Raw genomic sequence first — 26,205 nt, forward strand, 5'->3', positions numbered from 1 at the left:
TTCACGCCGCCTTCCTGAGTTGCTGCGCGTAGCCTTTCAATACTTCGTCACGCAGCACGTTCCATATCTGCGTATGCAGTTCGACAAAGCGCGGGTGCGTGCGGACCTCGGCCACGTCGCGCGGCCGTGCGAGGTCGATGGCGAACTCGCCGATCGGACGGGTCGCCGGGCCGGCAGAGAGGACCACGACGCGGTCGCTCATGGCGATGGCCTCATCGAGATCGTGCGTGATGAAAAGCACCGCCTTCTTCTTCGCGGCCCACAGATCCAGCACCTCGTTCTCCATCAACTGCCGCGTCTGGATGTCCAGGGCGCTGAAGGGCTCGTCCATGAGGATGATGTCCGGGTCCAGGGCCAGCACCTGCGCGAGCGCCGTTCGCTTGCGCATGCCGCCGGAGAGCTGGTGCGGATAACGGTCGCCGAAGCCGCGAAGCCCGACCCGGGCAAGCCATTCTTCCGCCTGCGCGCGCGCCTGCGCATCGGGAACGCCGCGGTACTGCAGGCCCACCATCACGTTGTCCAGCGCGCTGCGCCATGGCATCAGGGCTTCCGTCTGGAACATGTAGCCGGCGCGCGTGTTGATGCCGACGAGCGATTGCCCGAATACCTTGATCTCCCCTGACGACGGCTCCAGCAGCCCAGCGCCCACATTGAGCAGCGTCGATTTGCCGCAGCCCGTGGGCCCGACCACCGATACGAACTCGCCATCGCGGATGCGCAGCGTGGTGCCGGAGACGGCGGTGAAGCGCTGGCTGTGATCGTCCTTCGAGCGGAAGGTGCAGCTGATGTCGAGAAGTTCGAGCGCGTAGTCGGCCATGGCGTTGCAAGAAAAAACCCGGCCGGAGCCGGGTTGCGGGACGTCGAGGTCAGGCTTTGAACCTGTCCTTGGCGCGGCGCGCAAAATCGTTGGTGTAGAGCTTCGACAGGTCGATCTTTTCGGGCTTGACCGTGGGATCGAAGCTCGCGATCGCGGTGAGCGCGGTCTTCGGCCCCTCGGCCGGCACCAGCCCGTCGGTCGCGATCGCTTCGCGCACCTTGTCGAAGGAAGCGAGGTACAGCGCACGGTCTCCCAGCAGGTAGGTTTCCGGCACCGTCTTGATGATGTCGCCCGGCCCCGCCGTCTGCAGCCACTTGAGGCCGTGCACGATGGCATTGGCCATGGCCTGGCACGTGTTCGGATGCTTCTGGATGAATTCCGAGGACGCATAGAGACAGGCAGCTGGCATGAGTCCGCCAAATACCTCCTGCGTGCCCTTGAGCGTGCGGGTGTCGCTGATGATCTTCACGTCGCCCTTCTGCTCGAGCATCGTCATCACCGGGTCGGTGTTGCTGATCGCGTCGATCTGCCCCGAGCGCAGCGCCGTCAACGCGCCGGCGGCAACGCCCACGCCGATGTAGCTCACATCGCTGGCCTTCAGACCGCCGCGCGAGAGCACGAGATTGGCGACCATGTTGGTGGATGAGCCAGGCGCCGACACGCCGATCTTCTTGCCCTTGAGATCGGCGATGTTCATGTAGCCCGGCATGTTCTTCGTCGAGACGCCGATCGCGATCTGCGGTGCCCGGCCCTGGAGCACGAAGGCCTGGAAGTACTGGTTCTTCGCCTGCAGATTGATGGTGTGTTCGAAAGCACCCGAGCAGACGTCTGCAGAACCGCCCACGACCGCCTGCAGTGCGCGTGCGCCACCAGCGAAGTCGGAGATCTCGACATCAAGTCCCTCGTCCTTGAAGTAGCCGAGTTGCTCGGAGATGGTGAGCGGCAGGTAATAGAACGCCGCCTTGCCGCCAACTGCAATCGATACCTTGGACTTTTCCAGCTTCGGCTGCCCATAGACCAGAGGCGCCCCGATGGCGGCGGCTCCCAGCGCAGCGGCAACGGTGAAGGTACGGCGATTGAGCATGAGTAACGCCCGCAGGCCCTTTGTTCGAATAATTCGAATCGAGCTTAGGGGCGCACTTCTGCGCCTGCATCGGGAACATCCCGTGCGGGTTTTTACGTAAACATGAAGACTGCTATCGCCCTGCGAACAGCAGCGCGATATTGACGAGGAACGCGAGTGCCCAGACTGCACTTCGCGCAGCGCTAACGCCTGCGATATAGAACGCGATATAGAGAATGCGCAGCGCCACGTAGGCTGCCGCCAGCAGATCTATGTCTTCCTGCGCCGCACCGAGTTGATGCGCAATGATGACCGCCCCGATGAAGAAAGGCAGGCCCTCGAAGCCGTTGGCCTGCGAAGCATAGGCCCGCGCGCGCCAGCCGGACTGGCGCCCACCCCACTCGCGCGGCCTCTCGTTGTCGCTCAGGCTGAAGGCGCCGGCCTTCGCGATGTACGACGACACGTAGGGCAGCGATACCGCGATCAGCACGCACCAGTAGGCCCATGTCAGGGGTGGCAGATGCATGACGTCTCCTCGCCCGGGTTGCTCATCAGCGCCGATCGACCAGCGCGTGCGCGATGGTGCCGAGATCGACATATTCGAGTTCACTGCCGGCCGGAACGCCACGCGCCAGCCGCGTCACAGTCAGGCCGCGCTGCCTGAGCGCCTCGCCGATCACATGGGCCGTGGCTTCGCCCTCGGCAGTGAAATTGGTGGCGAGGATGACTTCACTGACGGTACCGTCCAGCGCGCGCTCGAACAGCTTCGCGAGGCCGATGTCCTTCGGCCCGATGCCGTCGAGCGGACTGAGCTTCCCCATGAGCACGAAGTAGTAGCCGCGAAACGCACCGGTGCGTTCGAGCGCCGCCTGGTCGGCCGGCGTCTCGACCACGCAGAGCTTGCTGCCGTCGCGTCGCGCGTCCTGGCACACGCTGCAGATCGGCGCCTCGGTGAAGGTGTTGCAACGCTCGCAATGCCGCACATTGTTCGCAGCCTGCTCCAACGCGCGCGCCAGCATCTGCGTGCCGGCGCGATCGTGTTGCAGCAGATGGAAGGCCATGCGCGAGGCCGATTTCGCACCGACGCCGGGCAGGCGCCGCAGTGCTTCGACCAGCGCATCGAGCGAGCTGGAATCAGCCATTCAGGCCAGACGGCGCATCAGAACGGCAGCTTCATGCCGGGGGGCAGCCCGGGCATGCCCGCGGTCAGCTTGCCCATCTTCTGCTCGCTGGTTTCCTCGGCCTTGCGCACCGCAGCGTTGAAAGCAGCGGCCACCAGGTCCTCGAGCATGTCCTTGTCGTCGGCCAGCAGGCTGGGGTCAATCGTGATGCGCTTGACGTCGTGCTTGCACGTCATCACGACCTTCACGAGTCCGGCGCCCGATTCGCCTTCGACCTCGATGGTGGCGAGTTCTTCCTGCGCCTTCTTGAGGTTGTCCTGCATTGCCTGCGCCTGCTTCATGAGGCCGGCCAGTTGTCCTTTGTTGAACATCGTTGGTCCTGTCGATCGTTGATGAGAATGAATGAATGAATGAAACTAGGCCGGGCGAAGCGTACCCGGAACGATTCGCGCGTCCCAGTCACGCATCATCGACTGCACTTCGGGATCGTTGCGAATCGCCTCCTCGGCCACGCGCTGACGCTCGTCCGCAGCGTGCTTGTTGCGGCGCGCCGGGCTGTCGACGACAGCACCAATCTCGATGGCGATTTTCACGCCATGGCCGAGGGTCGCGAGCGCAGCCTGCAGCTTCTCCCGACTGCCCGTCTGGTTGAGCGATTCGCGCTCGACGCGCAGCAGCCACTGATCGACGTCGCGCGCCACCAATTGGGATTGAAGTGCGAGTTCGCGCGACAACGCCGCAATGGACTCGGCCGCGACCAATTGCGTGACCGTTGCGTGCCAGAAGTCGCCCTCCTCGCTCGGCTGGATCGGCGCAGAGATGGCAACGGATTCACCTTCTCGCGCGCCAGGCGGCGGTTGCACGCGGACCTGCATGGCGACCACTTTCGTGGCGACGGGTGTGGCTTCGGCGGCAGGCGCGCGCCTCGGCGGTGCCGAGGCTGCCAGCGAAGGCGCATCCACGACCGGCAAACGATGCCCCGGTGGTGCGGTCGACGCGACGACCGGCACCATCGAATCGGTTGGCGCGGCTGACGGCCGCACCAGCTCCGCAGGCACGGCGCTCGGCGATTCCACCACGGGCCGCCGAGCTTCATTCAGAGTTTTTTTTTCCGCGCCGGCCGCGCCGGAGGGCTTGAACGCCAGCAGGCGCAGCAGCACCATCGTGAGCGCCGCGTATTCGTCGGGCGCGAGCCCCAGTTCGCCGCGGCCGTGGAGGCAGAGGCTGTAGAGCAACTGCGTCTCGTCCGCGGGCATCGATGCAGCGAGCCGCGCCGTTTCAGCTGTGTCGGGATCCGCATTGCTGACCGCTTCCGCGCGCGAAGGCACGGCCTGCAACACCGCCATGCCTTGCAGCACAGTGGTCATTTCCTCAAGGGTGGACGCGGCCGACAAACCATCCCGGCGCAGCCCCTCGGAGGTGTCGACCACCGTCTTGCCGTCGCCCTGCGCCAGCGCCTCGATGAGGCGATAGACGTGTCCGCGATCGACGCTGCCCAGCATTTGCCGCACGCCGCTCTCCAGCAGTTCGCCGTTGCCGAAGGCGATCGCCTGGTCGGTCAACGACAGCGCATCGCGCATCGAGCCGCGCGCGGCGCGTGCGATCAGGCGCAGCGCGAGCGGCTCGGCCGGCACGGTTTCAGTCTGCAGGACGCGCGTGAGGTGTTCGAGGACGGTTTCGGGCGCCATGGGCCGCAGGTTGAACTGCAGACAGCGCGAGAGCACGGTGACCGGCACCTTCTGCGGATCGGTCGTGGCCAGCACGAACTTGAGGTATTCGGGCGGCTCTTCCAGAGTCTTCAGCATGGCGTTGAATGCGTGGCCTGTGAGCATGTGCACTTCATCGATCATGAAGACCTTGAAGCGGCCCTGCACCGGCTTGTAAACCGCCTGTTCCAGCAGCGCCTGCACCTCGTCGACGCCGCGGTTCGATGCCGCGTCCAACTCGGTGTAGTCGACGAAACGGCCCGCATCGATGTCCCTGCACGCCTGGCATATGCCGCACGGCGTGGCAGTGATTCCACCCTGCCCATCGGGCCCCTGGCAGTTGAGCGACTTCGCGAGGATGCGCGACACCGTGGTCTTGCCGACGCCGCGTGTCCCGGTGAAAAGATAGGCGTGGTGCAGCCGTTGCGACGTGAGCGCGTTTTCGAGCGCCTGGACGACATGCTCCTGGCCCACCATCTCGCTGAAGGTTTTGGGACGGTGTTTGCGAGCGAGCACGAGATAGGCCATCAGCGCATTTTAGGGGGGGTGCCGGACCCGCCTCCCGCGCCAGCCTAGGCCATCTTGCAGATGGAATTCGCGCACCCCGCGCCTAGCATGAAAACACCATCGAGGAGACCGATATGCCCACCGCGCCACGCAAAAAGGCCGCCGGCACCGCCGCGGCCAGGAATTCCAGGCAGGCCGGCAATCCAGGCGCACGCCGCTATTGCGTGCAGCCCGTGCAGCCGGTGCGCAAGTTCGACCCCAGCGTGGCGCCAGGCCGCGCCAGTGCCATCATGTCCGCTAGCAAGAAATGGGTGAACGGCACGCAACTCACCTACTACTGCTTCAAGCGTGGCGATGCCGTGCCCGCGGCATGGCAAGGCAGCACGGCCGACATCGCCGTCGTCAACAGTTCGTTCGAGGCCTGGGCCAAGCTGGGTATCGGCATCAGCTTCCGCAAGGTGGATGCGCCCGAAGACGCCATCGTGCGAATCGGCTTCGACCAGCAGGACGGCTCGTGGTCCTATGTGGGACGCGACGTACTCGGCACCCGATCGCCGCAGGAACGCACGATGAATTTCGGCTGGCCGCTGACGACCGACTACGGACACGACACGGCTTTGCACGAGATCGGCCACACCATCGCACTCGAACACGAGCACCAGAACCCGAATGCCGGCATCACCTGGAATCGGAGTGCCGTGATCGCCTATTTCTCGGGCCCGCCCAACAACTGGGACCCGTCGCAGATCGAATGGAACATCCTGCGCAAAATTCCGACCTCGCAGATCAAAGGCACAACGTGGGATCCGGATTCGGTCATGGAATACCAGTTCGACGCCGGGCTCATCGAAGCCCCGGCGAAGTACACGGCCGGGCTCACGCCCAAGGGGGGACTCTCCTATGCCGACAAGGCCTGGGTCGTCGAGTCCTATCCCGGTGTGCGGGCGCCCAGCACCTCCACGCTGAAGGTCGGGCTCTCGCAACTGCTCAAGCTCAAGGCGGGCGAAACCCGCACCTTCGACTTCTTGCCGACGCGCACCCGTACTTACAACATCGGGACCTTCGGAACCTCCGACACGGTGATGGTGCTGTTCGAGGTCACGCCTTCGGGCAACGTGCAGATCGCGGGTGCCGACGACAGCGGCACCGACCTCAACGCCAAGGTCAGCATGCGGCTGCAGAAGGGGCGGCACTATCAGGTTGGCGTGCGTCTGTACTACGCCGATGCGGCACTTGAAACCTCGCTGATGGCTTGGTGAAGCGAGGGGTCGCCTGGAGTCGCCTACAATCGTCAGTTGACGGGCCTCCCCGCATGGTGAAGTGGCCAACCGGGTCAGGTGGGGAACCAAGCAGCCCTAACTGCGTAGTCAGTGCCGGGGGTAAGGCTCGTCAACCCCACAATCCAGAAGCCGTGAGTTTTCGATAGCTCACGCGCATCCCGCGGGGCCAGGCGCCCCGACCAGTTCTCATCGCTCGCGCATTCCAGCCGGGCTGTCGAGCGGGCCAAAATACTGTATTTAAATACAGTGATTCAAGTAGAATTCGTCGTCCCCAAGAACAACATCGAGGCGACACATGACCCCTTTCATCCCCCCAATGGCCGCTGCGCGGGTGCTTCCGTTCACACCCCGCCCGCAGATCGTCAGGCGTTCAACCTGGCCGTTCCCCGTCCCGCAGGAAAGAGGCGGAAGCGAGGATCTCAGGGGCCATGCGGCGCGCGTCGTCGCCACGACCGCACGGCACTGGCAAGTGCGGCGCTGAGGCCCCACTCGGCTCGCGATCGTCAACCGCCCTGCTTCCCCCATCGCATGAGCACGCCCCGTGCAGCAGCGGCACCAGAGGCCATGGACGCCGTCAGGAGGTAACCGCCGGTGGGCGCTTCCCAATCCAGCATCTCGCCTGCGAAGAAAACGCCGGGCAGCGCGGTGCTCATCAGGTGGTCGTCCAGCGCATCGAAGCGAACGCCGCCCGCGGTACTGATCGCCTCGTCGAGGGGCCTCGGCGCGAGAAGCCGAAGCGGCACGGCCTTGATGGTTTCGGCCAGCTTCTCGGGCACGTGCATTTCGTCGCGTGAGAGCACTTCGTGCAGCACGGCGGTCTTGATGCCTTCCAGCCCGAGCCGACTCTTCAGATGACTGGCGACGGAACGCGAGCCGCGTGGATGCAGCACAGCGGCGCGTACCTGCTCTGGGCTGCGATCGGGTAGCAGGTCGAGCAGCAAGGTGGCGCTTCCATTGGCGGCAGTTTCATCACGCAGCAACGCAGAGACCGCGTAGATCAGACTGCCTTCGACACCCGTCGCAGTGGCAACGAACTCGCCCTTGCGCGCGAAGCGATGGCCTACGGCATCCGTGAAAGAGATCGCGACCGACTTGAAGGGCATGCCCGCGAAGCGCTCGGCAAAGAAGGGCGTCCACTGCAGGTCGAAGCCGCTGTTGGCCGGCGCGAGCGGCGCGACTTGCACGCCGCGCTCCGACACCCACGGCACCCACGCTCCATCGGAGCCAAGCCGCGCCCAACTCGCCCCCCCGAGCGCGAAGACCACAGCATCGAAAGGCGCCACGACCTCACCGGCAGCGGTCGCGAAACGCAGCGCGGTTGCAGGCGCCGCGACATCGGGCCAGCCGAGCCACCGGTGCCGCATGTGGAATTGCACACCGGCCTGCCGCAAGCGATGCAGCCACGCGCGCAATAGCGGCGCTGCCTTCATGTCCTTGGGAAATACGCGTCCGGAGGTGCCGACGAAGGTCTCGATGCCCAGGCCGTGCGCCCACTTGCACAGTGTGTCGGGCCCGAAGCGGCGAAGCAGCGGTTCGATCTGCCCGCGGCGCTCGCCGAAGCGGCCTGCGAAGACGTCGAAGGGCTCCGAATGCGTGAGGTTCAGGCCGCCGCGCCCCGCGAGCAGGAACTTGCGTCCGACGGAAGGCATCGCGTCGTACAGATGTACCTGCACGCCCTGCGCACTGAGGACCTCGGCCGCCATCAATCCGGCCGGACCGCCGCCGACGACGGCGACACGTTGATCTTGTTTCATTCGAGTGTGACCAGTTCGCCCTGCCCGGTCAGGAACGCGGCGCGCACCGTCTCACCGGGATAAGCTTGTTGCACCGCATCGCGGTAGCGGTTGAGTTGTGCGATCAGGCTCGCGTCACGTTCGGGTCGGGCGGCGGACTTGTAGTCGAGCACCCACCACGCACCGCTCTCGCGATGGCGGACCAGGCGATCGATCCGCAGCGTCTGCCCTTCGTGGACCAGCGTGACCTCGTTGCCGTGCCAGTCGAGCGAATCGCTGTCCCAAGCCCATGCGCCCTTGCCGGAGCGAATCCGCTGCGCCAGAGCCGCCGCGGCACGCGCGGCCTGCAGGTCGAGCGAGAACTCGCGCGCCGCGGCACGAAGATGCTCGACCGGCAATGCGGCGCCGGGCTGCGCCCATTCGAGCAGCCGGTGCATGGCCTGCCCCATCGCCGACGCCCGCGCGTCGATATCGGGTGCAGCGAGAACGACAGTTCGCGTCTTTGAAGCCACCATCGGTTCTGGCAAGCGCAGCATCTGGAATGTGGCAGGGACGTGGGCGGAAGCCACACGGGCGGTGTCGCTCACATCGCCGACCAGCGTGCAGCGCGCCTCCAACCGCGCCCACCAGCTCTGGGCGTTGGGCCGTGCGGCGGCCACAGCGGAGACAACCAGTTCGCCCCGGGCGCGCGTCGTCGCTACATAAAGCGCGTTGATTTCTTCGCGGTGTCTTGCCGCCTGCTCCTGCGCAAGGTCATCGACGGTGCAAGCCGGCGGATTCTTTTCGCTCGCCATGAACACGAAGCGCTCGGGCGCGGCGGAATGGCCAGGCCATTTCACGAGCACGCCCATGGTCTGGGCACGCTGAGCCGATGCATCGGTGTCGAGCAGCAGCACGAGTTCGGCTTCGAGGCCCTTGGCGCCGTGGACCGTCAGCAGTTGCACGGCGTCGGCCACCGCGACCGAAGGTGCGCGAACACCGCCGGCGCGGACCGCACGCACGAAGCCATAGGCCGTTGCGAAGCGCGCACCATCGAGTTCGAGCGATGCCGCCAGCAGCCCGCGCAGGTTGGCCAGCACGCTCTTGCGCAGCGCGGCGGGCGCGGCGGCAGCGAATTTCGCGAGCGCGTCCCCGTCGTGGAAGATTGCGCTCAACGCATCGTGCGGCGGCAACGCGGCGAGCCATTGCTGCCACTTGCGCAGACGCGGGCCAATGCCGGCAAGCGGCTCCGGCCAGTCCGGCGCCTGGAGCAGGTCGAACCAGCTCGCACGGCCCGCTCGCTGACGCAGCGCGAGCTGCACCAGGGCATCGTCGTCGGCGCCCCACAGAGGCGATTTCAGCGCTCGCGCGAGCGACAGGTCGTGGTCCGGAGAGACCAGCGCATCGATCAGCGCGACCACGTCCTGTACCTCGGGGGCGTCGTTCAGGTCGTTCTTCTCGGGCTGCTGGACCGCGATGTGCAGCTTGCGCAGTTCATCCTGCAGGACAGCCAGTCGGCTGCGCCGGCGTGCCAGCACCATGATCTGGCTGGGCGCCAGGCCGCCCGCGATGCGCTCGGCAATCCAGCGTGCCGCCTGCTCGCATTCCTTCTGCAGCAGGCGCTCTTCCGGCAGCACGCGCGGCGTGGTGAGGCTGTCGCGCCATGGCAGTGCACCATCAGCGTCGGCGACCAGTTCTCCGGTCGCTTCCGCAGGCCCTATCGAATCGCGAGATATCAGCGGCAGCTTGCGGATCTGTCCCGGCACGCGCGACTCGGTCGTATGGTTGCGGAAGCCGCTGAATTCGCCGGCCTGCTGGGCATCCTGCATTGCCGCATTGACCAGCCCGACCACCGCCTGCGCATTCCGGTGCGTGTGGTCGCAATTCAGCAGATCACCGTTGAGGCCCTGCTGGACGAATTGCTTCGCCGCGATGAACACCTGGGGCTCCGCACGCCGGAACCGGTAGATGCTCTGCTTCGGGTCGCCCACGATGAATACGCCCGGACGCCGACCACCCGCTCCCGCGTAGCTGCCGAGCCAACCATTGAGCGCCTGCCATTGCAGCGGGTTGGTGTCCTGAAACTCGTCGACCAGCAGATGGCGCACCTGCGCGTCGAGCCGCTCCTGCACCCAACCCCAAAGCTCCGCGTTGCCCAGAAGCAGGTGCGCGGCCTGCTCGACGTCGTTCATGTCGACCCAGCCGTTGGTGGCCTTGACCTCCATGAAGCAGACATTCAGCAAGCGCGTCAGCCGCGCCATGCGTTGCTGGTAGAGCCAGGCTTCGTGCTGCGCCTGCGCAGCGCAGTATTGCAGCGCACGTTCCTGCGCAGCCCGCACATCCTCGAGTCCGGCCAGCTTTTCGCTGAACTTGCGCGGCTCACCCTTCTGGGTCAGCAGCGCGTCGAGTACGCCGGCGGCCTGGCCTTCGGTTACGGCCTGTTCAAGTTCGACGCCCCGGCGCGAAAAGGTCGGGGCGCTCGCACGACCCAGCGCACGGGCCGCAGCCAGCATCGTGCTGCGCCATGCAGGGTCATGAAGGAGGATGTCTTCCGGCGATTCGGCGCGCGCGAAGGCGGGGTACATCTCGCCCATCGGCGTCACCGCCTCGTCGACCGCGTCGTGCGCATCCGCGAGCGCGAACTCGACGCGGCGCGTCAGCGCATCGTCCAGCGCCTTGGCGATTTGCGATCGGCCATGGGTTGCGACCAGCGCGTGGTAGTCGGCCGATGCGGCCCCGTCTTCGGTGACGGCCGAATAGAACGGCCGCCACACGCGCACCCGCGCCTCGGCATCGTCTTCGAGCAACTGGTAATTGGCCGGCAATCGAAGCCGCTCCAGCACCGCGACCGGTGCGCTCCGCAGCAAGGCGGCGAACCACGCATGGAAGGTGCGGAACTGCACGGGGCGACCGCCTGCAAGCAGTTCGCGATAGAGGCCTTGCAGCCGTGGCGCGGCAGCCTCCGCGGCTGACGGGTCCATGCCACGCATCACCAGTTCGGCCACCAGTTCGACCGCCGGCTGCTCAGCGAACCTTTCGAGCCATTGGTCCAGGCGCTCGCGCATTTCGCCCGCTGCCTTCTTGGTGAAGGTGATCGCCAGGATCTCGTGCGGCGCACAAGCTCCCTCGCCCTCCTCCAGCAAGGCGCGAACGATTCGCGACACCAGCATCCAGGTCTTGCCCGCGCCCGCGCAGGCTTCAACGGCCACCGAGCGACGCGGATCGCAGGCGATGGCATAGAAGCGCTCGCGCGAGACGCGGACGCCGTTGTGTTCATAGGCTGCGGCGGCAGTCATGTTGGCGCTCATTCGGCCACTTCCCAGAAATCCTTGCGGCACAGGCCGCGGGCTGCACAGTGTTCGCACACCTGCCCTTCGCCGAGGGCCGGCAGCGCCGCACCTCGGCCGATGCGGGCGAGATCATCCATCACGCCGGCGACCAGTGCGTCGCGCGCAGTCACCACGTCCTCCTGCTCGAAGGTGCGCGTGCCGGAGGCCTTCTCTCCGACGTTGACATAGGCGGCGCGCAAGCTGTCGTCGGGAAACAGGGCGGCGTAGAACGCGAGCTGCGTGTCCTCCGTCGGCTCCTTGATGCGTTCGCGGGTCTTGTCCGCGGACTCGGTCTTGTAGTCGATCACGAAGGACCTGCCGTCGGGCGTGGCGTCGACGCGGTCGAGGCGACCGATGAGCTTCACGCTACTCAGCGGCACTTCCTTCCACGGCTCCGCCTCGACGAACACGGCGCCTTCGCCGGCCTCGTGTCCTGCCAGCCAGGCCAGATAGCCCTCGCGCACGGCCGGCCAGGCCGCGGCGAAGGGAAGGAATTCGGCCTTCGACAAGCCGAACTCGCGGGTCGCCAAGTCTTGCGCGACGGCCATCATGGCGCGCCGCGCCTGAAGATCGGCGGTCGGGCCGTCTTTCAGTGCCTCATGGAAATGGCCGAGCACGGCATGCAGCCAGTTGCCGAAATCGCGCTTGTCGATCTCGGCGTCGAGTTCATCGCTGTTGCGCAGGCCGAGCTGTCGCAACGCGAAGAAGCGATACGGGCATCGGCGGAGATCCTCGTAGGCTGTCGACGACAAGGTGGCGGGTACGAGCGCCTCGCCGCGCGGCTGGGGATGCGCGGTCGGCCGTGCCTCCACCTGAACAGGCTCGCGCGGATCCGCAGCATCGACCGCCGCATGGTCGAGGTGCAGCATCTGCACGAGCGGACTCGGCCTCACCGGCTCGCCGCTGGCGTCGAACTGCCGCCACAGCACATCGCAGTACGGTGCGCGCATCGCGATCGCCCATGCGGCGCGCTGTGCAGCCTCGAGGTCCTCGCGCGAAGGCAGTGACAGTCCGACGCGCTGCGCGGGCGTCCAATCGCCCGGCGGCTCGGGCGAAGCAGGCAAGCGCTGATCGTCGCACCCCGGGACGACGACCGCCGCGAAGGCGCGGCCGAGCAGCTGGTGCAGCGGCAGGACGACGACTTGCGGGATCTCGGTGCTCGCGGGAGCGACCACGAAGCTGGCCGCTTCGAGCACGTCGCGCACCCAGGCGGTGAATTCGGCCAGTGTGCAGCGCGTGCCTCGAATCTCGCCGTCATCAGCGTCCAGATAGAGCGCGGAAATCACTTCGATGCCGGCCACGTCACCGGCCAAATCCGCCCATTGACCGCCAGCTTCGAGCAGGGTCCGGGTCCCCGTCAACCAGTCGCCGAGCGGCCGGGGGCGAATGAACTCGGACCGTAGGGCTTCGATGGCTTCGGTGAGCGGCAGCAGCCCGGAATCCTGGGGCTTGTCGCTGCTCGCGGCCAATGAGCGCCAGCTGCGCCAATCACGCATGCCGCGATCGCGCAGTCGCGCTTCGAGCGAAAGGACAGCGCGACCGTCGAAGGCACTTGCGCACTTGAGCCAGTCGAGCACCTGATCACTGCTCGCATCATGGGCACATGCGCGCAGCGCGCTCATCAGGTTCGCGGCGGCACGCGTCGTGGAAAGCTTCCAGCCAGTCTCGTCGTGGGGCACCACGCCGTGCGCTGCGATCTGCGCGCTAATGCGGCGGGTCAGTGCTCGGTCGGTGGCGACGAGCGCCACGGGAGCACGCTCTTCCGCCAGATGGCGCAACACGCAGGCCGCGGCGCGCTCCGCCTCGTCTTCAGGATCAGCCGCCGCATGCAAGTCTGAGACACAGACCGGCGCAATCAAGGCCGCGAGCGGCAGGTGCAAGGCGCGCGTACCGAGCAGCGAGGCGAGCTTGCGGGTCAGCGGGTCGCTCTGAAGCCCGTCCAGGACGATGAGCTGGTCGACCTGCGCGAGCGCAGCCCCTGTGAACAGCACGTCGGTCGCATAGCTGGAGGTGGATGCCCACGCCAGTGCAATGCCGTTGAGGGCGCTCTCGGTATCGAACCATTCGGAACCCTTCCCCGCACCCACGATCTCGCCCGTGCGCTGGGCCCATACCGTGCGTTCATCGGGATGCTCGGCGGCAGCCAGCGGCGCGAGCTGCAGCACGATCTCGACCAGCCGCCCCGCCAGCGCGTTGCGAGACGCCGCAAAACCGGTGCGGGCCAGCAAGGACTGCGCAGTGAGCAGGTCGCGCGCCATGTCGAAGGCGATGTCGTCGATGCCGGGCGCGAACCCCCCGACGCTGCGCGCCCAGTTGCGCGTGGTTTCGAAGCGCGGCGCGAAACCCGGCGTGCCGTGCGCCGCCCACATGGCGCGCGCCACCTGCATCAGTTGTGCATAGGGGACAAGCACCACCGTGCGCGCCGCGTGGAGTCCTCGCTCGGACAGAACTTGGGCGATGCGGCTGACGATGCCCTGGGCCGGATCGCGCCAAAGCGCGTGCGCCGGATGGCGCTCAAATGGATGCATGGGGTGTAGTTGGAGTTGCTTTGGCTATCGGGGCCATAGCTTGCGCGTCGGCCACGCCGACACTTGGTTTCTGTCACAATGACCCGCACTTTAGCTGCACCGAAACTCTCCGCGCAGAAGGACACATCCATGGCCAGCGACCTCATCAAACACATCTCCGACTCTTCTTTCGAAGCCGACGTGCTCCAGTCCGGCAAGCCTGTCCTGGTGGACTATTGGGCCGAATGGTGCGGCCCATGCAAGATGATCGCGCCGATCCTCGACGAGGTGTCGAACACCTATGAAGGCAAGCTGCAGATCGCCAAGATGAATGTCGACGAGAACCGCGACATCCCCGCCAAGTTCGGTATTCGCGGTATCCCGACGCTGATGCTGTTCAAGGACGGCCAACTGGCCGCTACCAAGGTCGGTGCCATGAGCAAGGCTCAGCTCACCGCTTTCATCGACCAGCAACTCGCCTGAGGCTCCCCAGCTGCCCGCGCGCAACGCGCCGGCAGCTTTTCTTTTTTTCCTGTCATAATTCCCCACAGATCACCGGCCCATTCAGGTACCCGGTTCGAGTTCCCCGGTTTGTGAGGCATCTCTCGCCTCTCCCCAAACCTCCCCCTCCTGGTTTTTCGACAGATTTCCCCGCAAGGGGTCATTCCATGCACTTAAACGAACTCAAGGCACTCCACGTGTCCGAAGTCCTCAAGCAGGCCGAAGCCCTTGAGATCGAAAACGTCGGCCGCATGCGCAAGCAGGAACTGATGTTCGCGATCATCAAGAAGCGCGCAAAGGCCGGCGAGCAGGTTTTCGCCGACGGCGTGCTCGAGATCCTGCCGGACGGCTTCGGCTTCCTGCGCAGCCCCGACACCAGCTTCACGGCCAGCACGGACGACATCTATATCTCGCCGAGCCAGGTGCGCCGCTTCAACCTGCACACCGGCGACATGATCGAAGGCGAAGTGCGCACGCCCAAGGATGGCGAACGCTACTTCGCGCTGACGAAGCTCGACAAGGTCAACGACGGCCTGCCCGAGGCGAACAAGCACAAGGTGATGTTCGAGAACCTGACGCCGCTGTTCCCCAAGGAACTGATGCGTCTGGAGCGCGACAACTTCAAGGGCGACGAGAACATCACCGGCCGCATCATCGACATCATCGCGCCGATCGGCAAAGGCCAGCGCGCCCTGCTGGTGGCCCCGCCCAAGAGCGGCAAGACGGTGATGATGCAGCACATCGCTCACGCGATCAGCGCCAACTACCCCGAAGTGCACATGATGGTGCTATTGGTGGACGAGCGGCCTGAAGAAGTGACCGAAATGCAGCGCACAGTAAAGGGCGAGGTCATTGCATCGACCTTCGACGAGCCCGCAGCGCGCCACGTGCACGTCGCCGAAATGGTGATCGAGCGCGCGAAGCGCCTGGTCGAACTCAAGAAGGACGTAGTGATCTTGCTGGACTCGATCACCCGCCTCGCCCGCGCCTACAACAACGTCGTCCCCTCGTCGGGCAAGGTCTTGACCGGCGGCGTGGACTCCAATGCACTACAGCGCCCCAAGCGCTTCCTCGGCGCCGCGCGCAATGTGGAAGAAGGCGGCTCGCTCACCATCATCGGCACCGCGCTGATCGATACCGGCAGCCGCATGGACGAGGTGATCTTCGAAGAGTTCAAGGGCACAGGCAACTCTGAAATTCACCTCGACCGCCGTCTCTACGAGAAGCGCGTGTTCCCCTCGATCCAGCTCAACCGCAGCGGTACGCGCCGCGAAGAACTGCTGTTGCCGCCCGAGATCCTGCAGAAGACCCGCATCCTTCGCCAGCTCATGTACAACATGGACGAGATCGAGGCGATGGAACTCATGCTCAAGAACATGAAGGCGACGAAGACCAATGTCGAGTTCTTCGACATGATGCGTCGCGGAGGCTGATCGCCTCCTTGCGCTGGCACCAGGTCAGCGCACCGCCAGGGCCCGGCCTTCGGTCGCGCTTTGGCGTCCCAGGTCGAGCAGTTCCATGAGCTCGACTGCCTGGTCCGGCGTCACCGGATTCGGGCCTTCCCCATGGATTGCATCGCGAATCGCCGTGTAGTAGCTGACGTAGTTGCCTGCCAGCGTGGGCACGGCCCCCGACTGAACGCGTCCGTCGTCGCGCACGATCGTGAGTTCGCCGTCGATCGGATCGACACCCCACCCCGCATCGCCCGGACGCCTTCCAGCGCGCAGCGCGTCCTCCTGTGGATCGACTCCCCGCTTGATGTAGCTGCCGCGTGTGCCGTGCACGATGTAGCGCGGCGCGGCGTACGCAGCCAGCGTGGTCGCATGCAGCACCACGCGCAGGGGTGCATGAGCGCCTTTCTCGTAACGCAGCACGGCGTGGAAGTAGTCTTCGACCAATGCGCCGTCACGCAGCGCGGCGGTATCGAGGTGCAGGGTGTCAGGCCGGCCGAACAGTTGAACCGCCTGGTCCACCAGGTGCGATCCAAGATCCACCCAGAGGCCTGCGCCCGGCACAGGCTGCTCGCGCCAGCGTTCGCGCACCTGCGGCCGATAACGGTCGAAATGCGACTCGACGTACACGGGACGCCCCAGTTCGCCGCGGGCGAGCAGGTCGCGCAGCGTCAGGAAGTCCGAGTCGAAACGGCGGTTCTGGTACACGGACAGCAGCCGCCCCTTCTGCCGGGCCAGGTCGGCCAGTTCGCGTGCCTGGGCAGCGTCCAGCGTGAAGGGTTTGTCGACGATCACATGCTTGCCGGCTGCGAGTGCAGCCGTGGTCAGCGGGTGATGCTGGGCGTTCGGCGCAGCGATCACGATCAGGTCGATGTCGGTTCGGCGCAACAACGCCTCGACGTCCGGGACCACGTCGACCCCGGGCCAGTCCGCATGGACCTTGTGCGGCTGCGAACTCGCCACGGCCGTCAGTTCAAGGCCCGCAACGGCCGAAAGCACAGGGGCATGGAAAGTCTGGCCCGCGAATCCATAGCCCACGAGGCCGGCGCGCAAGGTGCGAAAAGGCATCATGAGGAGGCCTCTGGCGCTGAAAAGGACCAGTATGCGATAATTGTGGGCTTAGCGAAAAGTGCAACACGGCGCCGTGCCGTGTCATCCCCTCCGGGACAGCCCGGTTTGTGGTGGGTTTGTGGCTCTCGCATCGACCAAAGGAAAGACCATGAAAGAAGGCATTCACCCGAACTACCGCGAAGTTCTGTTCGTCGACCTGTCGAACGGCTTCAAGTTCGTGACCCGTTCGTGCGCGAACACCAAGGAAATGGGCAAGACCGACGACGGTCGTGAACTGCCTCTGTACAAGCTCGACACCTCGAGCGAATCCCACCCGTTCTACACCGGCACGCAAAAGTCGGTCGACAACATGGGCGGTCGCGTCGAGAAATTCCGCAACCGTTTCGGCAAGACCACCGGCACCGCCTCCAAGTAAGGAAGGCGCTTCCGAGTCGAGGGCAGCCCGGTTTACCGCGCTGCCCTTTTTCTTTCCCATCGACCCACCATCCTCTTCCGTTGAACCAGCCGACGCCCGCAATCGTTGCCCAGAGCGCCGTGCGCCGCCTGCCGCGCATCGCGTTGCTGCTGCTGTGCGCCGCCTACCTCATGCCCGGACTGCTGGGTCGGGGGCCCTGGAAGAGCGCTGACATCGGTGCCTTCGGCTACATGGCCGAACTCGCGCAGGGCAGCGGCGGGATCGCGCGATGGCTCGATCCGATGCTGCTCGGGCTGAGGCCCGAGACACCGGCGCTGATCCCGTACTGGATCGGCGCCTGGGCGATCAAGATTGCACCGACCTGGGTCAACCCCGACCTCGCCGTTCGCATCGCCTTTGCCCTGCTGCTGGCAGGCACGTTCACCGCCACGTGGTACGCCGTGTACTACCTGGCTCGCACGCCGCGCGCACAGCCCGTGGCGTTTGCATTCGGAGGAGAGGCGCGTCCGACCGACTACGCGCGCGCCATCGCCGACGGCGCGCTGCTGGCGCTTATCGCTTGTCTCGGCCTGGCGCAGTTGGGGCACGAAACGACCCCGGCGCTCGCACAGCTTTTCTTCACGTCCCAACTGTTCTTCGGCGTCGCTGCGCTGCCCTATCGGCGCACCGGCGCCTTCATCGCGTTGGTGATTGGCGCCATCGGACTGGCGCTGAGCGGCGGGCCCACGGTGGCGCTGATGCTGGGCTTCGGCTGCGTGGCGATCCTGTTCGCGGAACTCCGGCGCGCCAGTGCCGACGACACATCGGAGACCGAGCCCACCTACAGCAAGGGCGCCATCGCAGCGGTGCTGGGCGTCACGCTCTTGGCCGGCGCCTTGGCGATCGGGCTCGGCCTGCTGCACTGGAAGATCGAGCTGCCGGGCAGCCGTCCGGGCATCCGTCTCATCGCCGATCTGCGCAGCCAGGCGAAGCTGCTGCTGTGGTTCACCTGGCCGGCCTGGCCACTCACGGTGTGGACGATTTGGCGCTGGCGGCGCCAGCTCACGGCGCGGCACGTCGCGCTGCCACTGTGGTTTGCGCTGGTCCCGCTGTTCGCCACCTGGACCACCAGCTTCTCCGAGCGCTCGCTGCTGCTCGCCCTTCCCGCCTTCGCGACGATGGCCGCCTTTGCACTGCCGACCTTGAGGCGCAGCGTCTCGGCGCTGATCGACTGGTTCACGCTGCTGTTCTTCACCAGCACCGCGGTCATGATCTGGGGCTACTGGATCGCGCTGCAGACCGGCTTCCCGCCCAAGATGGCCACCAGCGTCACCCGGCTGGTGCCCGGATTCGCCCCATCGTTCTCCTGGATCACCTTGACGTTCGCGGTGGCCGCGACGATCGCATGGGGTTGGCTGGTGCGCTGGCGCACCGGCCGCCACCGCGCCGCACTCTGGAAAACGCTGGTCCTGCCAGCCGGCGGCGCCGCCTTGTGCTGGCTGCTCGGCACCACCCTGTGGCTGCCGGCGCTCGATCACGCGCTGAGCTACGCGCCGCAAGTCCGCGTCATTTCCGAGCGCGTGGGCCAGCCCTCCTGCATCTCGACGCTGGCGCTCAGCCGGCCGCATATCGCGGCGCTGCGGCACCACGGGCATTTCAACCTGCAGCACTTGTCGGCCCAGGGCGCGAACTGCCCCTGGCTGATCGTCGGACCCGACGCCGTCGGCTCCCTGCACAAGATCGTGAACCTCGAAGGCTGGCGCCTCATCGGCACCTTCCGCCGCCCGACCAGCGCGAGCGACGACCTGCTCCTCTTCCAACGGATTGCACCGGCCGGTGGCTAGCGAAAGGCGTGTGATCGCGCGCCACGCCGCAACGGTGCTGGTCGGCCAGCTGGCCGTGATGGCCTTCGGCGTCACCGACACGATCGTGGCGGGGCGCTACGCCGAAGGCGCGCTGGCAGCGCTCTCGGTCGGCTCTGCGATCTTTATCAGCGTATTTGTTTCCCTGATGGGCGTCCTGCAGGCGCTGCTCCCTGTATGGGCCGAACTCCACGGCGCCGGGCGGACGCCAGAGGTCGGCCGGTCGGTGCGGCAATCGCTCTACCTCTGCGGCATCACGATCGTGCTCGGCATGGCGGTGCTGCTCTTTCCGGCGCCGATGCTGGGATGGACCGAAGTGCCGCAGAGCATGCGCGCCGACGTCGAAGCCTACCTGCGGGTCCTCGCCTTCGCGCTCCCTGCCGCGCTGCTTTTCCGCCTGTTCAGCACGCTCAACCAGAGCCTGGGCAAGCCGCAGCTCGTGACTTGGCTGCAACTGGCCTCGCTCGGCGTGAAGCTGCCGCTGTCGATCTGGTTCACCTTCGGCGGCGCGGGTGTGCCTGCGATGGGCCTGGCGGGCTGCGCCTGGGCCACGCTGATTGTCAACTTCGCGATGCTCGCGGCCGCGATCTGGCTGCTGCGCAGCCAGTCCTTCTATCGCGAGTACCGTTTCTGGCAGCGCGTCGAGGCGCCCGATTGGGCGCAGATCCGGCAATTCGCCCGCCTGGGGGTTCCCGCCGGCCTTGCAGTGCTGGTGGAAGTCACCTCGTTCACGCTGATGGCACTGTTCATTGCACGCCTGGGCACCGCCGCTTCAGCAGCGCACCAGATCGCGTCGAACCTCACTGCAGTGGCGTACATGATGCCGTTGTCGCTGGCCATCGCCACCAGCGCGCGGGTCAGTTTCTGGCTCGGCGCCGGTGAAGATGCTCTGGCGCGCCGGGCGTGCCGAAGGGGCTTCGAGCTGACCATCTTTTTCGCCCTGCTCTTCGCGGTATCGATGGCCGTCCTGCGCTGGCAACTCGCAGGCATCTACTCCGGCAATTCCGCGGTGATCGCCCTTGGCGCGACGCTGTTGCTGGCGACGGCCTTCTACCACCTCGCCGATGCGGTACAGACGCTGTGCGTCTTCGTCCTGCGCTGCTACCGCGTCACGGTAATGCCGCTGATCCTCTATTGCACCCTGCTCTGGGGCGTGGGGCTGGGAGGAAGCTATCTGCTGGCCTATCGCGGGATCGGGCCTTGGCCAGCGATGCAGTCGCCGCTGGCGTTCTGGCTCATGAGCGCCCTGGCGCTGGCGATCACGGCGGCGCTGTTCCTCGCGCTGCTGGTGTCGACCGTCAGGCGACAGCGCTCACCGCAGAGGCCTGACGCAGCCGCGTGACCGGAAACACGAGCGCGAACCGCGAGCCCTTGCCCACAGTGCTCACGATGCGCAGTTCGCCCCCGTGCCGCTGCGCAATGTGCTTCACGATCGCCAGCCCCAGCCCGGTGCCGCCCGTTTCGCGCGAGCGGCTTCGATCGATGCGATAGAAACGCTCCGTCAGTCGCGGAATGTGCTCGGCGGCAATGCCTGGACCACTGTCCTGCACGGCGAATTCACCCCGGCCGTCGGGCAGCAGGCGCCAGGTCACTTCGATGTCGCCGCCGCCGGGCGTATAGCGGATGGCATTGCTCACGAGATTGGACATCGCGCTCTGCAATTCGGTCGGCGCTCCGGCGATCTCGGAATCAGCCTCCATCGAGAACGAGAGTCGATGGCCTTGCGCCGACAGCCGGTTCGACAAGCCACGGCCTTCATCTTCGCACTGCGCCATCAATGCACGGATGCGCGTCCACCGATGCGGCGGCGGGGCGACGCTGCCCTCCAGCCGCGACAGGGTCAGCAGATCATTGACCAGCGTCTCCATGCGGTGCGACTGCTGTCCCATGAGCGTGAGATAGCGCGAGCGCTCTTGCGCATCGAGCGGAAGGTTCTGCAGGGTCTCGACAAAGCCCGCAAGCACCGTCAGCGGAGTGCGGATCTCGTGCGAGACGTTCGCGACGAAATCGCGCCGCATGGCCTCGGCCTGCTCCAGTGACGTGATGTCGCGCGTGAGGAGCATGCGCCGGTTGCCCGCGTACGGGTGCACCTGGACCGACAGCCGTGCCGAGTGGCTGCGATGGCCCCGCGCTTGCGAAGGCGCATCGATCACCACGTCACGGCTGTAGTTCCATGAAGCGAGGTAGGCCACGAACGCAGGGTCGCGCACCAGGTTGGCGAGGTGCTGCAGCAGGTCACGTTCGGCATCGATGCCGAACTGGCCGGCCGCCGTCTGGTTGCACCACTCGATGCGCCCCTGTTCGTCGAGCAGCACCACGCCGTTGGGCGAGGCCTGGATGGCCGCCAGAAACTCCTGCAGCCTTTCCTCGGCTTGCCGGGTCTGCAGCTCCCTGGCGCGCAGCAGCTTGCGGATGCGCTCGGCCAGCTCGCCCCACACGCCCGGGCCGCGAGACGGAAGCCCCGCGGCATCGACGCGCAGCACCTCCAGCAGCCGGCGTGCACGCCATGCGTCGAGCAGCAGCCACACCACGGCGCCCAGCCATGCACCGAGCCATGCGAAGTGCCAGCCGAGAATCGCCGCAGCGCAGGCGCCCCCAAGCAAGGAGGCCAGCAGGAAAGTTGCAATACGAAACGGCATGCCGGACCATTATCCCGCCCGGTCTTCTCAGCCGGAGCGGTCTCTCAAACAGTGGCCTGAGCCGTCAGCCGATAGCCGGCACCTCGCACCGTCTCCACCATCGCCGCGGCCGGGCCGAGCGACTCGCGCAGACGCTTGACGTGCACGTCGACCGTGCGCTCTTCGATGTAGACGTGATCGCCCCAGACCTTGTCGAGCAATTGCGCGCGACTGTGGACGCGCTCAGCATGCTGCATCAGAAAGCCCAGCAACTTGAATTCGGTCGGCCCCACCTTCAGCGGAGCGCCCTGCCAGGTCACGCGATGCGTCGCCGTGTCGAGCGCCAGCTCGCCGATCTCGACACGCTCGGTCACCGCTTCCGGCGCACGCCGGCGCAGCACCGCACGAATGCGCGCCAGCATCTCCTGGGTGGAGAACGGCTTGGTGATGTAGTCATCGGCACCGGCGTCCAGGCCCGCAACCTTGTCAGGCTCGTCGCCACGCGCAGTGAGCATCAGGATCGGCATCGCCTTGGTGCGCGAATCCTTGCGCCATTGGCGCGCCAGCTGCAGGCCGCTCTGCCCGGGAAGCATCCAGTCCAGCAACACCAGGTCAGGCAGGAAGGCATCGATCTCGCGCTGTGCAGCGGCGCCATCTTCCGCCCAGATGGGCTCGAAGCCATTGTGGCGGAGGTTGACAGCGATCAGCTCGGCGATCGAGGACTCGTCTTCAACGATCAGGATGCGGGGTTTCTTCATGAATCCTCAAATTCTCCATTCAATCCGCGTTCTGCGGGCGAGTCATTGAAGCTGCGCTTCGATGTCGTTCATCGAGGCGTGCCGCACGTCGGCGCCCTTGACGATGTAGATGATGAACTCGGCAATGTTCTTGGCGTGGTCGCCGATGCGCTCGATGGCCTTCGCCAGGAACAGCAGGTCGAGGCTGGCGGAGATCGTGCGTGGGTCTTCCATCATGTAGGTGACCAGCTTGCGCACGAAACCATCGAATTCCTTGTCGATCAGGTCGTCGTCCTTCAGGATCGACAACGCTGCGGCCGTGTCCAGCCGTGCAAACGCATCGAGCGCCTTGCGCAGCAGACCCGAGGCGAGATCGGCGGCGATGCGCAATTCCATCGAAGGCAACGCACGCGCCGATCCGCTTTCGATGATCGACTTGACCATGCGTGCGATCTTGTTGGCCTCGTCGCCCACGCGCTCCAGGTTGGCGGTCGTCTTGGAGATTGCAATCAGCAGGCGCAGGTCGCGGGCCGTCGGTTGACGGCGAGCAATGATCGACGACAGCTCGCGGTCGATCTCGATCTCCATCGCGTTGACGCGGTTCTCGGTCTCCATCACGCGCTCGGCCGCTTCGGAGTCGAACTGCTGGAGGGCATACACGGCCTGGTGAATCTGGGCCTCGACCATGCCGCCGAGTTCCATCACGCGCGACGATACGGTGTTGAGTTCGCTGTCGAACTGGCTGGAAAGGTGCTTCTCTGTCATGTGGTCTCCCTTAGCCGAAGCGGCCGGTGATGTAGTCTTCCGTCTCTTTGCGCTTCGGTTTGAAGAACAGCTCTTCGGTCGCACCGAATTCGATCAGGTCACCCAGGTACATGTAGGCCGTGTAGTCGCTGCAGCGTGCCGCCTGCTGCATGTTGTGGGTCACGATGACCACGGTGTACTCGCTCTTCAGCTCGGCGATCAGCTCTTCGATCTTGGCTGTGGAGATGGGATCGAGCGCCGAACAGGGCTCGTCGAGCAGAAGCACTTCAGGCTTGATCGCGATGCCGCGCGCAATGCACAGGCGTTGCTGCTGGCCGCCGGACAGGCCCGAGCCACTTTGCTGCAGCTTGTCGCGCACTTCGGTCCAGAGGGCGGCCTTCTTGAGCGCCCATTCGACGCGATCGTCCATCTCCGAGGCACTAAGGTTCTCGAACAGCTTCACGCCAAAGGCGATGTTGTCGTAGATCGACATCGGGAACGGCGTCGGCTTCTGGAACACCATGCCGACCTTGGCGCGGATCAGCGCCACGTCCTGCTTCGAGGTCAACAGGTTCTCGCCGTCGAGGGCGATGGTGCCTTCGGCACGTTGCTCCGGGTACAGCTCGAACATGCGGTTGAAGGTGCGCAGCAAGGTGGATTTGCCGCAGCCCGACGGACCGATGAAGGCCGTCACCTTGTTCTCGGGGATCTCGAGATTGATGCCCTTGAGCGCGTGGAACTTGCCGTAGTAGAAGTTCAGGTCCTTGACCGAGATCTTGGAGCGCGTCGGCTGAGCGAGTGTGGTTGCCATGGGGTTCAGAGTTTGTTGCGCGTGAGTACCCGCGCGAGGATGTTGAGCGCCAGCACCGCGACGGTGATCAGGAATACGCCGGCCCAGGCCAGCTGCTGCCAGTTCTCGTACGGACTCATCGCGAATTTGAAGATCGTCACCGGCAGGCTGGCCATCGGCTGCGACATGTCCGAGGTCCAGAACTGATTGCTGAGCGCCGTGAAGAGCAGCGGTGCGGTTTCGCCGGCAATGCGGGCCACGGCCAGCAGCACACCTGTGACCACCCCGGCGCGGGCGGCGCGCAGCGTGATGCTCAGGATGACTTTCCACTTCGGCGTGCCCAGCGCATAAGCCGCTTCGCGCAGGCCGGCAGGTATCAGCTGCAGCATGTTCTCGGTGGTGCGGATCACGACCGGGATCACGATCAGCGCCAGCGCCATCGCGCCGGCCAGGCCTGAGAAGGACCTGAAGTACGCCACCACCACCGCATAGACGAACAGGCCGATCACGATCGACGGTGCCGACAGCAGGATGTCGTTGACGAAGCGGACGATGTTCGACAGCCAGCCCTTCACGTTGTATTCCGCGAGATAGATGCCGGCCATGATGCCGATCGGCGTGCCGACGAAGGTGGCGAGAAGCACCATCGCCAGCGAGCCGAAGATCGCGTTCGCGATGCCGCCCGCCTCGTTGGGCGGCGGCGTCATTTCGGTGAGCGTGGCGAACGTCAGGCCGCCGATGCCGAGGCGCAGCGTCTCCCAGAGGATCCAGATCAACCAGAAGACGCCGAAGGCCATCGCGGCCATCGACAGCGTCAGGGCGATGATGTTGACGCGCTTGCGGCTCGCAAACTTGGATGCGCGGGTCTCGTCGAGCGCCTTGGCGTTCAGGAGTTGTTCGGCCGTGGTCACGATTTCGTCCCTTCGCTCTTGCGCATCTGCATCAACAGGACCTTCGATAGGGAGAGCACCACGAAAGTGATGAAGAACAGCACGAGTCCCAAATACATCAACGAGGCCTGGTGCAGGCCCGCGCCGGCCTCGGCGAACTCGTTGGCCAGCACCGAGGTGATGCTGTTGGCCGCCTCGAAGAGCGACAGCGAATTGAGCTGGTTGGTGTTGCCGATCACGAAGGTGACGGCCATCGTCTCGCCGAGGGCACGGCCGAGGCCGAGCATGATGCCGCCGATCACGCCGGCCTTGGTGTAAGGCAGCACGACCTTCGAGACCACTTCCCAGGTGGTGGAACCAAGGCCATACGCCGATTCCTTCAGCAGCGGCGGCGTCACTTCGAACACGTCGCGCATCACAGCGGCGATGAACGGAATGATCATGATCGCGAGGATGATGCCCGCCGACAGGATGCCGATGCCCACCGGAGGCCCGGACACCAGCGCGCCCAGGTAAGGCACGCCGTCAAACAGCTTCTGCAGCGGTTGCTGCACGTAGGTGGACAGGATCGGCCCGAACACCAGCAAGCCCCACATGCCGTAGACGATGGACGGCACCGCCGCCAGCAGTTCGATGGCCGTGCCGAGCGGGCGCTTGAGCCATGCCGGCGACATCTCGGTGAGGAAGAGCGCGATACCGAAGCTCACCGGCACAGCGATCACCAGCGCGATGAACGAGGTGGCCAGCGTGCCGTAGATCATCACCAGGCCGCCGTACTCGTTTTTCACCGGATCCCACGCGCTGCTGGTGAGGAAGCCGAGGCCGAACTTCGAGATGGCGGGCCAGGCGCCGACCAGCAGCGACAGAAGGATGCCGATGAGCATCGCCAGCGTCAGCAGCGCGGCGCCCATGGCGGCCCAGCCGAACAGGCGGTCGGTGGTGGCGCCGGTGCGCGGCCGCTTAGCCGGCGGCGGGCTTGCTGTTGTGCGAGCGCGCTCGGCCGCGAGGTCGAGCGGGTTGGCACTTGCGGGGAAGGTGGATGACACAGGTCGCTCCGAAAGCGGCGCGCGATCAAGCGGAGTGCTCATGGCCGCGCGCCGTTCTG

22 protein-coding genes and 1 other RNA gene are annotated in these 26,205 nt (G+C 65.6%); 7 read left to right on the plus strand and 16 right to left on the minus strand.

Features of this window, described 5'->3' with window-relative positions:
• Position 1 precedes the first annotated feature (1 nt).
• The 6 genes from QTI24_RS04290 to dnaX form a co-directional block, all read right to left on the minus strand.
• On the minus strand, positions 2-817 hold the full coding sequence (locus QTI24_RS04290) for an ABC transporter ATP-binding protein (RefSeq protein WP_286598544.1): 816 nt from the start codon (positions 815-817) through the stop codon (positions 2-4).
• Between the two features lie 49 nt (positions 818-866).
• Positions 867-1,901, minus strand: coding sequence for an ABC transporter substrate-binding protein (locus QTI24_RS04295; RefSeq protein ID WP_286598546.1), 1,035 nt, complete (start codon positions 1,899-1,901; stop codon positions 867-869).
• Between the two features lie 112 nt (positions 1,902-2,013).
• On the minus strand, positions 2,014-2,406 hold the full coding sequence (locus tag QTI24_RS04300) for an MAPEG family protein (RefSeq protein WP_286598548.1): 393 nt from the start codon (positions 2,404-2,406) through the stop codon (positions 2,014-2,016).
• A 25-nt stretch (positions 2,407-2,431) separates the two neighbouring features.
• Positions 2,432-3,022 carry a recombination mediator RecR gene (gene recR, locus QTI24_RS04305; protein WP_286598550.1) on the minus strand — a complete coding sequence of 197 codons (591 nt, stop codon included), beginning with the start codon at positions 3,020-3,022 and terminating at the stop codon, positions 2,432-2,434.
• Positions 3,023-3,039: 17 nt separating this feature from the next.
• Positions 3,040-3,372, minus strand: a complete 333-nt coding sequence (locus QTI24_RS04310) for a YbaB/EbfC family nucleoid-associated protein (protein WP_012747441.1) — start codon at positions 3,370-3,372, stop codon at positions 3,040-3,042.
• 45 nt (positions 3,373-3,417) lie between these two features.
• Positions 3,418-5,235, minus strand: a complete 1,818-nt coding sequence (gene dnaX, locus QTI24_RS04315) for a DNA polymerase III subunit gamma/tau (RefSeq protein WP_286598552.1) — start codon at positions 5,233-5,235, stop codon at positions 3,418-3,420.
• Between the two features lie 113 nt (positions 5,236-5,348).
• Here dnaX and QTI24_RS04320 point away from each other — a divergent pair, with 113 nt between their 5' ends.
• Together QTI24_RS04320 and ffs are read left to right on the plus strand one after the other, a co-directional pair.
• Positions 5,349-6,473, plus strand: a complete 1,125-nt coding sequence (locus tag QTI24_RS04320) for a zinc metalloprotease (RefSeq protein WP_286598553.1) — start codon at positions 5,349-5,351, stop codon at positions 6,471-6,473.
• Positions 6,474-6,511: 38 nt separating this feature from the next.
• Positions 6,512-6,608, plus strand: an RNA gene (gene ffs, locus QTI24_RS04325) — signal recognition particle sRNA small type.
• A 389-nt stretch (positions 6,609-6,997) separates the two neighbouring features.
• On the opposite strand, the gene QTI24_RS04330 is transcribed toward ffs, so the two are convergent.
• From QTI24_RS04330 to QTI24_RS04340, 3 genes are read right to left on the minus strand one after another with little or no spacing between them, the layout of a single operon-like run.
• The gene (locus QTI24_RS04330) at positions 6,998-8,248 is read right to left on the minus strand and encodes a TIGR03862 family flavoprotein (protein ID WP_286598555.1); all 1,251 of its coding nucleotides are present in this window, start codon (positions 8,246-8,248) and stop codon (positions 6,998-7,000) included.
• The gene (locus QTI24_RS04335; RefSeq protein WP_286598557.1) at positions 8,245-11,502 is read right to left on the minus strand and encodes a UvrD-helicase domain-containing protein; all 3,258 of its coding nucleotides are present in this window, start codon (positions 11,500-11,502) and stop codon (positions 8,245-8,247) included. Before QTI24_RS04335 ends, QTI24_RS04330 begins: the two co-directional genes overlap by 4 nt.
• A gap of 8 nt (positions 11,503-11,510) precedes the next feature.
• On the minus strand, positions 11,511-14,063 hold the full coding sequence (locus tag QTI24_RS04340) for a PD-(D/E)XK nuclease family protein (protein ID WP_286598559.1): 2,553 nt from the start codon (positions 14,061-14,063) through the stop codon (positions 11,511-11,513).
• Positions 14,064-14,192: 129 nt separating this feature from the next.
• On the opposite strand from QTI24_RS04340, the gene trxA reads away from it, so the two are divergent.
• On the plus strand, positions 14,193-14,525 hold the full coding sequence (trxA, locus tag QTI24_RS04345) for a thioredoxin TrxA (RefSeq protein ID WP_286566019.1): 333 nt from the start codon (positions 14,193-14,195) through the stop codon (positions 14,523-14,525).
• 185 nt (positions 14,526-14,710) lie between these two features.
• On the plus strand, positions 14,711-15,976 hold the full coding sequence (gene rho, locus QTI24_RS04350) for a transcription termination factor Rho (RefSeq protein WP_286566020.1): 1,266 nt from the start codon (positions 14,711-14,713) through the stop codon (positions 15,974-15,976).
• 24 nt (positions 15,977-16,000) lie between these two features.
• Here the strand turns inward: rho and QTI24_RS04355 are convergent, their stop codons facing one another.
• Positions 16,001-17,062 (minus strand): oxidoreductase, encoded by a 1,062-nt coding sequence (locus tag QTI24_RS04355; protein ID WP_286599264.1) that lies wholly within the window; start codon positions 17,060-17,062, stop codon positions 16,001-16,003.
• A 151-nt stretch (positions 17,063-17,213) separates the two neighbouring features.
• On the opposite strand from QTI24_RS04355, the gene QTI24_RS04360 reads away from it, so the two are divergent.
• From QTI24_RS04360 to QTI24_RS04370, 3 genes are all read left to right on the plus strand, one after another.
• Positions 17,214-17,480: a type B 50S ribosomal protein L31 gene (locus QTI24_RS04360; protein ID WP_286598560.1), complete on the plus strand. Its 267-nt coding sequence runs from the start codon at positions 17,214-17,216 to the stop codon at positions 17,478-17,480.
• An 80-nt stretch (positions 17,481-17,560) separates the two neighbouring features.
• Positions 17,561-19,303 (plus strand): hypothetical protein, encoded by a 1,743-nt coding sequence (locus QTI24_RS04365; protein WP_286598561.1) that lies wholly within the window; start codon positions 17,561-17,563, stop codon positions 19,301-19,303.
• Positions 19,296-20,663: an MATE family efflux transporter gene (locus tag QTI24_RS04370; protein ID WP_286598562.1), complete on the plus strand. Its 1,368-nt coding sequence runs from the start codon at positions 19,296-19,298 to the stop codon at positions 20,661-20,663. The genes QTI24_RS04365 and QTI24_RS04370 overlap by 8 nt, the downstream gene beginning before the upstream one ends.
• On the opposite strand, the gene phoR is transcribed toward QTI24_RS04370, so the two are convergent.
• Genes phoR through pstC form a run of 6 tightly spaced genes read right to left on the minus strand, consistent with a single transcriptional unit; the run spans position 20,620 to position 26,188 of the window.
• Entirely contained in the window at positions 20,620-21,960 is a 1,341-nt protein-coding gene (phoR, locus tag QTI24_RS04375; protein WP_286598563.1) for a phosphate regulon sensor histidine kinase PhoR, read from the minus strand. The two genes, QTI24_RS04370 and phoR, sit on opposite strands and share 44 nt — an antisense overlap.
• Positions 21,961-22,004: 44 nt before the next feature.
• Positions 22,005-22,697, minus strand: coding sequence for a phosphate regulon transcriptional regulator PhoB (gene phoB / locus QTI24_RS04380; protein WP_286598564.1), 693 nt, complete (start codon positions 22,695-22,697; stop codon positions 22,005-22,007).
• 42 nt (positions 22,698-22,739) lie between these two features.
• The gene (gene phoU / locus QTI24_RS04385; RefSeq protein WP_286566028.1) at positions 22,740-23,441 is read right to left on the minus strand and encodes a phosphate signaling complex protein PhoU; all 702 of its coding nucleotides are present in this window, start codon (positions 23,439-23,441) and stop codon (positions 22,740-22,742) included.
• 10 nt (positions 23,442-23,451) lie between these two features.
• A complete protein-coding gene (gene pstB, locus QTI24_RS04390; RefSeq protein ID WP_286566030.1) occupies positions 23,452-24,231 on the minus strand; it encodes a phosphate ABC transporter ATP-binding protein PstB in 780 nt (259 codons plus the stop codon).
• Positions 24,232-24,236: 5 nt separating this feature from the next.
• Entirely contained in the window at positions 24,237-25,121 is an 885-nt protein-coding gene (pstA, locus tag QTI24_RS04395) for a phosphate ABC transporter permease PstA (protein WP_286598565.1), read from the minus strand.
• Positions 25,118-26,188: a phosphate ABC transporter permease subunit PstC gene (gene pstC, locus QTI24_RS04400; protein ID WP_286598566.1), complete on the minus strand. Its 1,071-nt coding sequence runs from the start codon at positions 26,186-26,188 to the stop codon at positions 25,118-25,120. The genes pstA and pstC overlap by 4 nt, the downstream gene beginning before the upstream one ends.
• Between the last annotated feature and the right edge of the window lie 17 nt (positions 26,189-26,205).

The organism is Variovorax sp. J22P240 (assembly GCF_030316855.1).
Taxonomy (GTDB): domain Bacteria; phylum Pseudomonadota; class Gammaproteobacteria; order Burkholderiales; family Burkholderiaceae_C; genus Variovorax.

Excerpts from the sequence above, each read along its gene's own strand:
- trxA (WP_286566019.1), top strand. The coding sequence starts at position 14,193 with ATGGCCAGCGACCTCATCAAACACATCTCCGACTCTTCTTTCGAAGCC.
- QTI24_RS04295 (WP_286598546.1), bottom strand. The coding sequence starts at position 1,901 with ATGCTCAATCGCCGTACCTTCACCGTTGCCGCTGCGCTGGGAGCCGCC.
- dnaX (WP_286598552.1), bottom strand. The coding sequence starts at position 5,235 with ATGGCCTATCTCGTGCTCGCTCGCAAACACCGTCCCAAAACCTTCAGC.
- QTI24_RS04360 (WP_286598560.1), top strand. The coding sequence starts at position 17,214 with ATGAAAGAAGGCATTCACCCGAACTACCGCGAAGTTCTGTTCGTCGAC.
- QTI24_RS04340 (WP_286598559.1), bottom strand. The coding sequence starts at position 14,063 with ATGCATCCATTTGAGCGCCATCCGGCGCACGCGCTTTGGCGCGATCCG.
- QTI24_RS04300 (WP_286598548.1), bottom strand. The coding sequence starts at position 2,406 with ATGCATCTGCCACCCCTGACATGGGCCTACTGGTGCGTGCTGATCGCG.
- rho (WP_286566020.1), top strand. The coding sequence starts at position 14,711 with ATGCACTTAAACGAACTCAAGGCACTCCACGTGTCCGAAGTCCTCAAG.
- phoU (WP_286566028.1), bottom strand. The coding sequence starts at position 23,441 with ATGACAGAGAAGCACCTTTCCAGCCAGTTCGACAGCGAACTCAACACC.
- pstC (WP_286598566.1), bottom strand. The coding sequence starts at position 26,188 with ATGAGCACTCCGCTTGATCGCGCGCCGCTTTCGGAGCGACCTGTGTCA.
- pstB (WP_286566030.1), bottom strand. The coding sequence starts at position 24,231 with ATGGCAACCACACTCGCTCAGCCGACGCGCTCCAAGATCTCGGTCAAG.
- QTI24_RS04355 (WP_286599264.1), bottom strand. The coding sequence starts at position 17,062 with ATGCCTTTTCGCACCTTGCGCGCCGGCCTCGTGGGCTATGGATTCGCG.
- QTI24_RS04335 (WP_286598557.1), bottom strand. The coding sequence starts at position 11,502 with ATGACTGCCGCCGCAGCCTATGAACACAACGGCGTCCGCGTCTCGCGC.
- QTI24_RS04320 (WP_286598553.1), top strand. The coding sequence starts at position 5,349 with ATGCCCACCGCGCCACGCAAAAAGGCCGCCGGCACCGCCGCGGCCAGG.
- QTI24_RS04330 (WP_286598555.1), bottom strand. The coding sequence starts at position 8,248 with ATGAAACAAGATCAACGTGTCGCCGTCGTCGGCGGCGGTCCGGCCGGA.
- recR (WP_286598550.1), bottom strand. The coding sequence starts at position 3,022 with ATGGCTGATTCCAGCTCGCTCGATGCGCTGGTCGAAGCACTGCGGCGC.
- QTI24_RS04290 (WP_286598544.1), bottom strand. The coding sequence starts at position 817 with ATGGCCGACTACGCGCTCGAACTTCTCGACATCAGCTGCACCTTCCGC.
- phoB (WP_286598564.1), bottom strand. The coding sequence starts at position 22,697 with ATGAAGAAACCCCGCATCCTGATCGTTGAAGACGAGTCCTCGATCGCC.
- QTI24_RS04310 (WP_012747441.1), bottom strand. The coding sequence starts at position 3,372 with ATGTTCAACAAAGGACAACTGGCCGGCCTCATGAAGCAGGCGCAGGCA.
- phoR (WP_286598563.1), bottom strand. The coding sequence starts at position 21,960 with ATGCCGTTTCGTATTGCAACTTTCCTGCTGGCCTCCTTGCTTGGGGGC.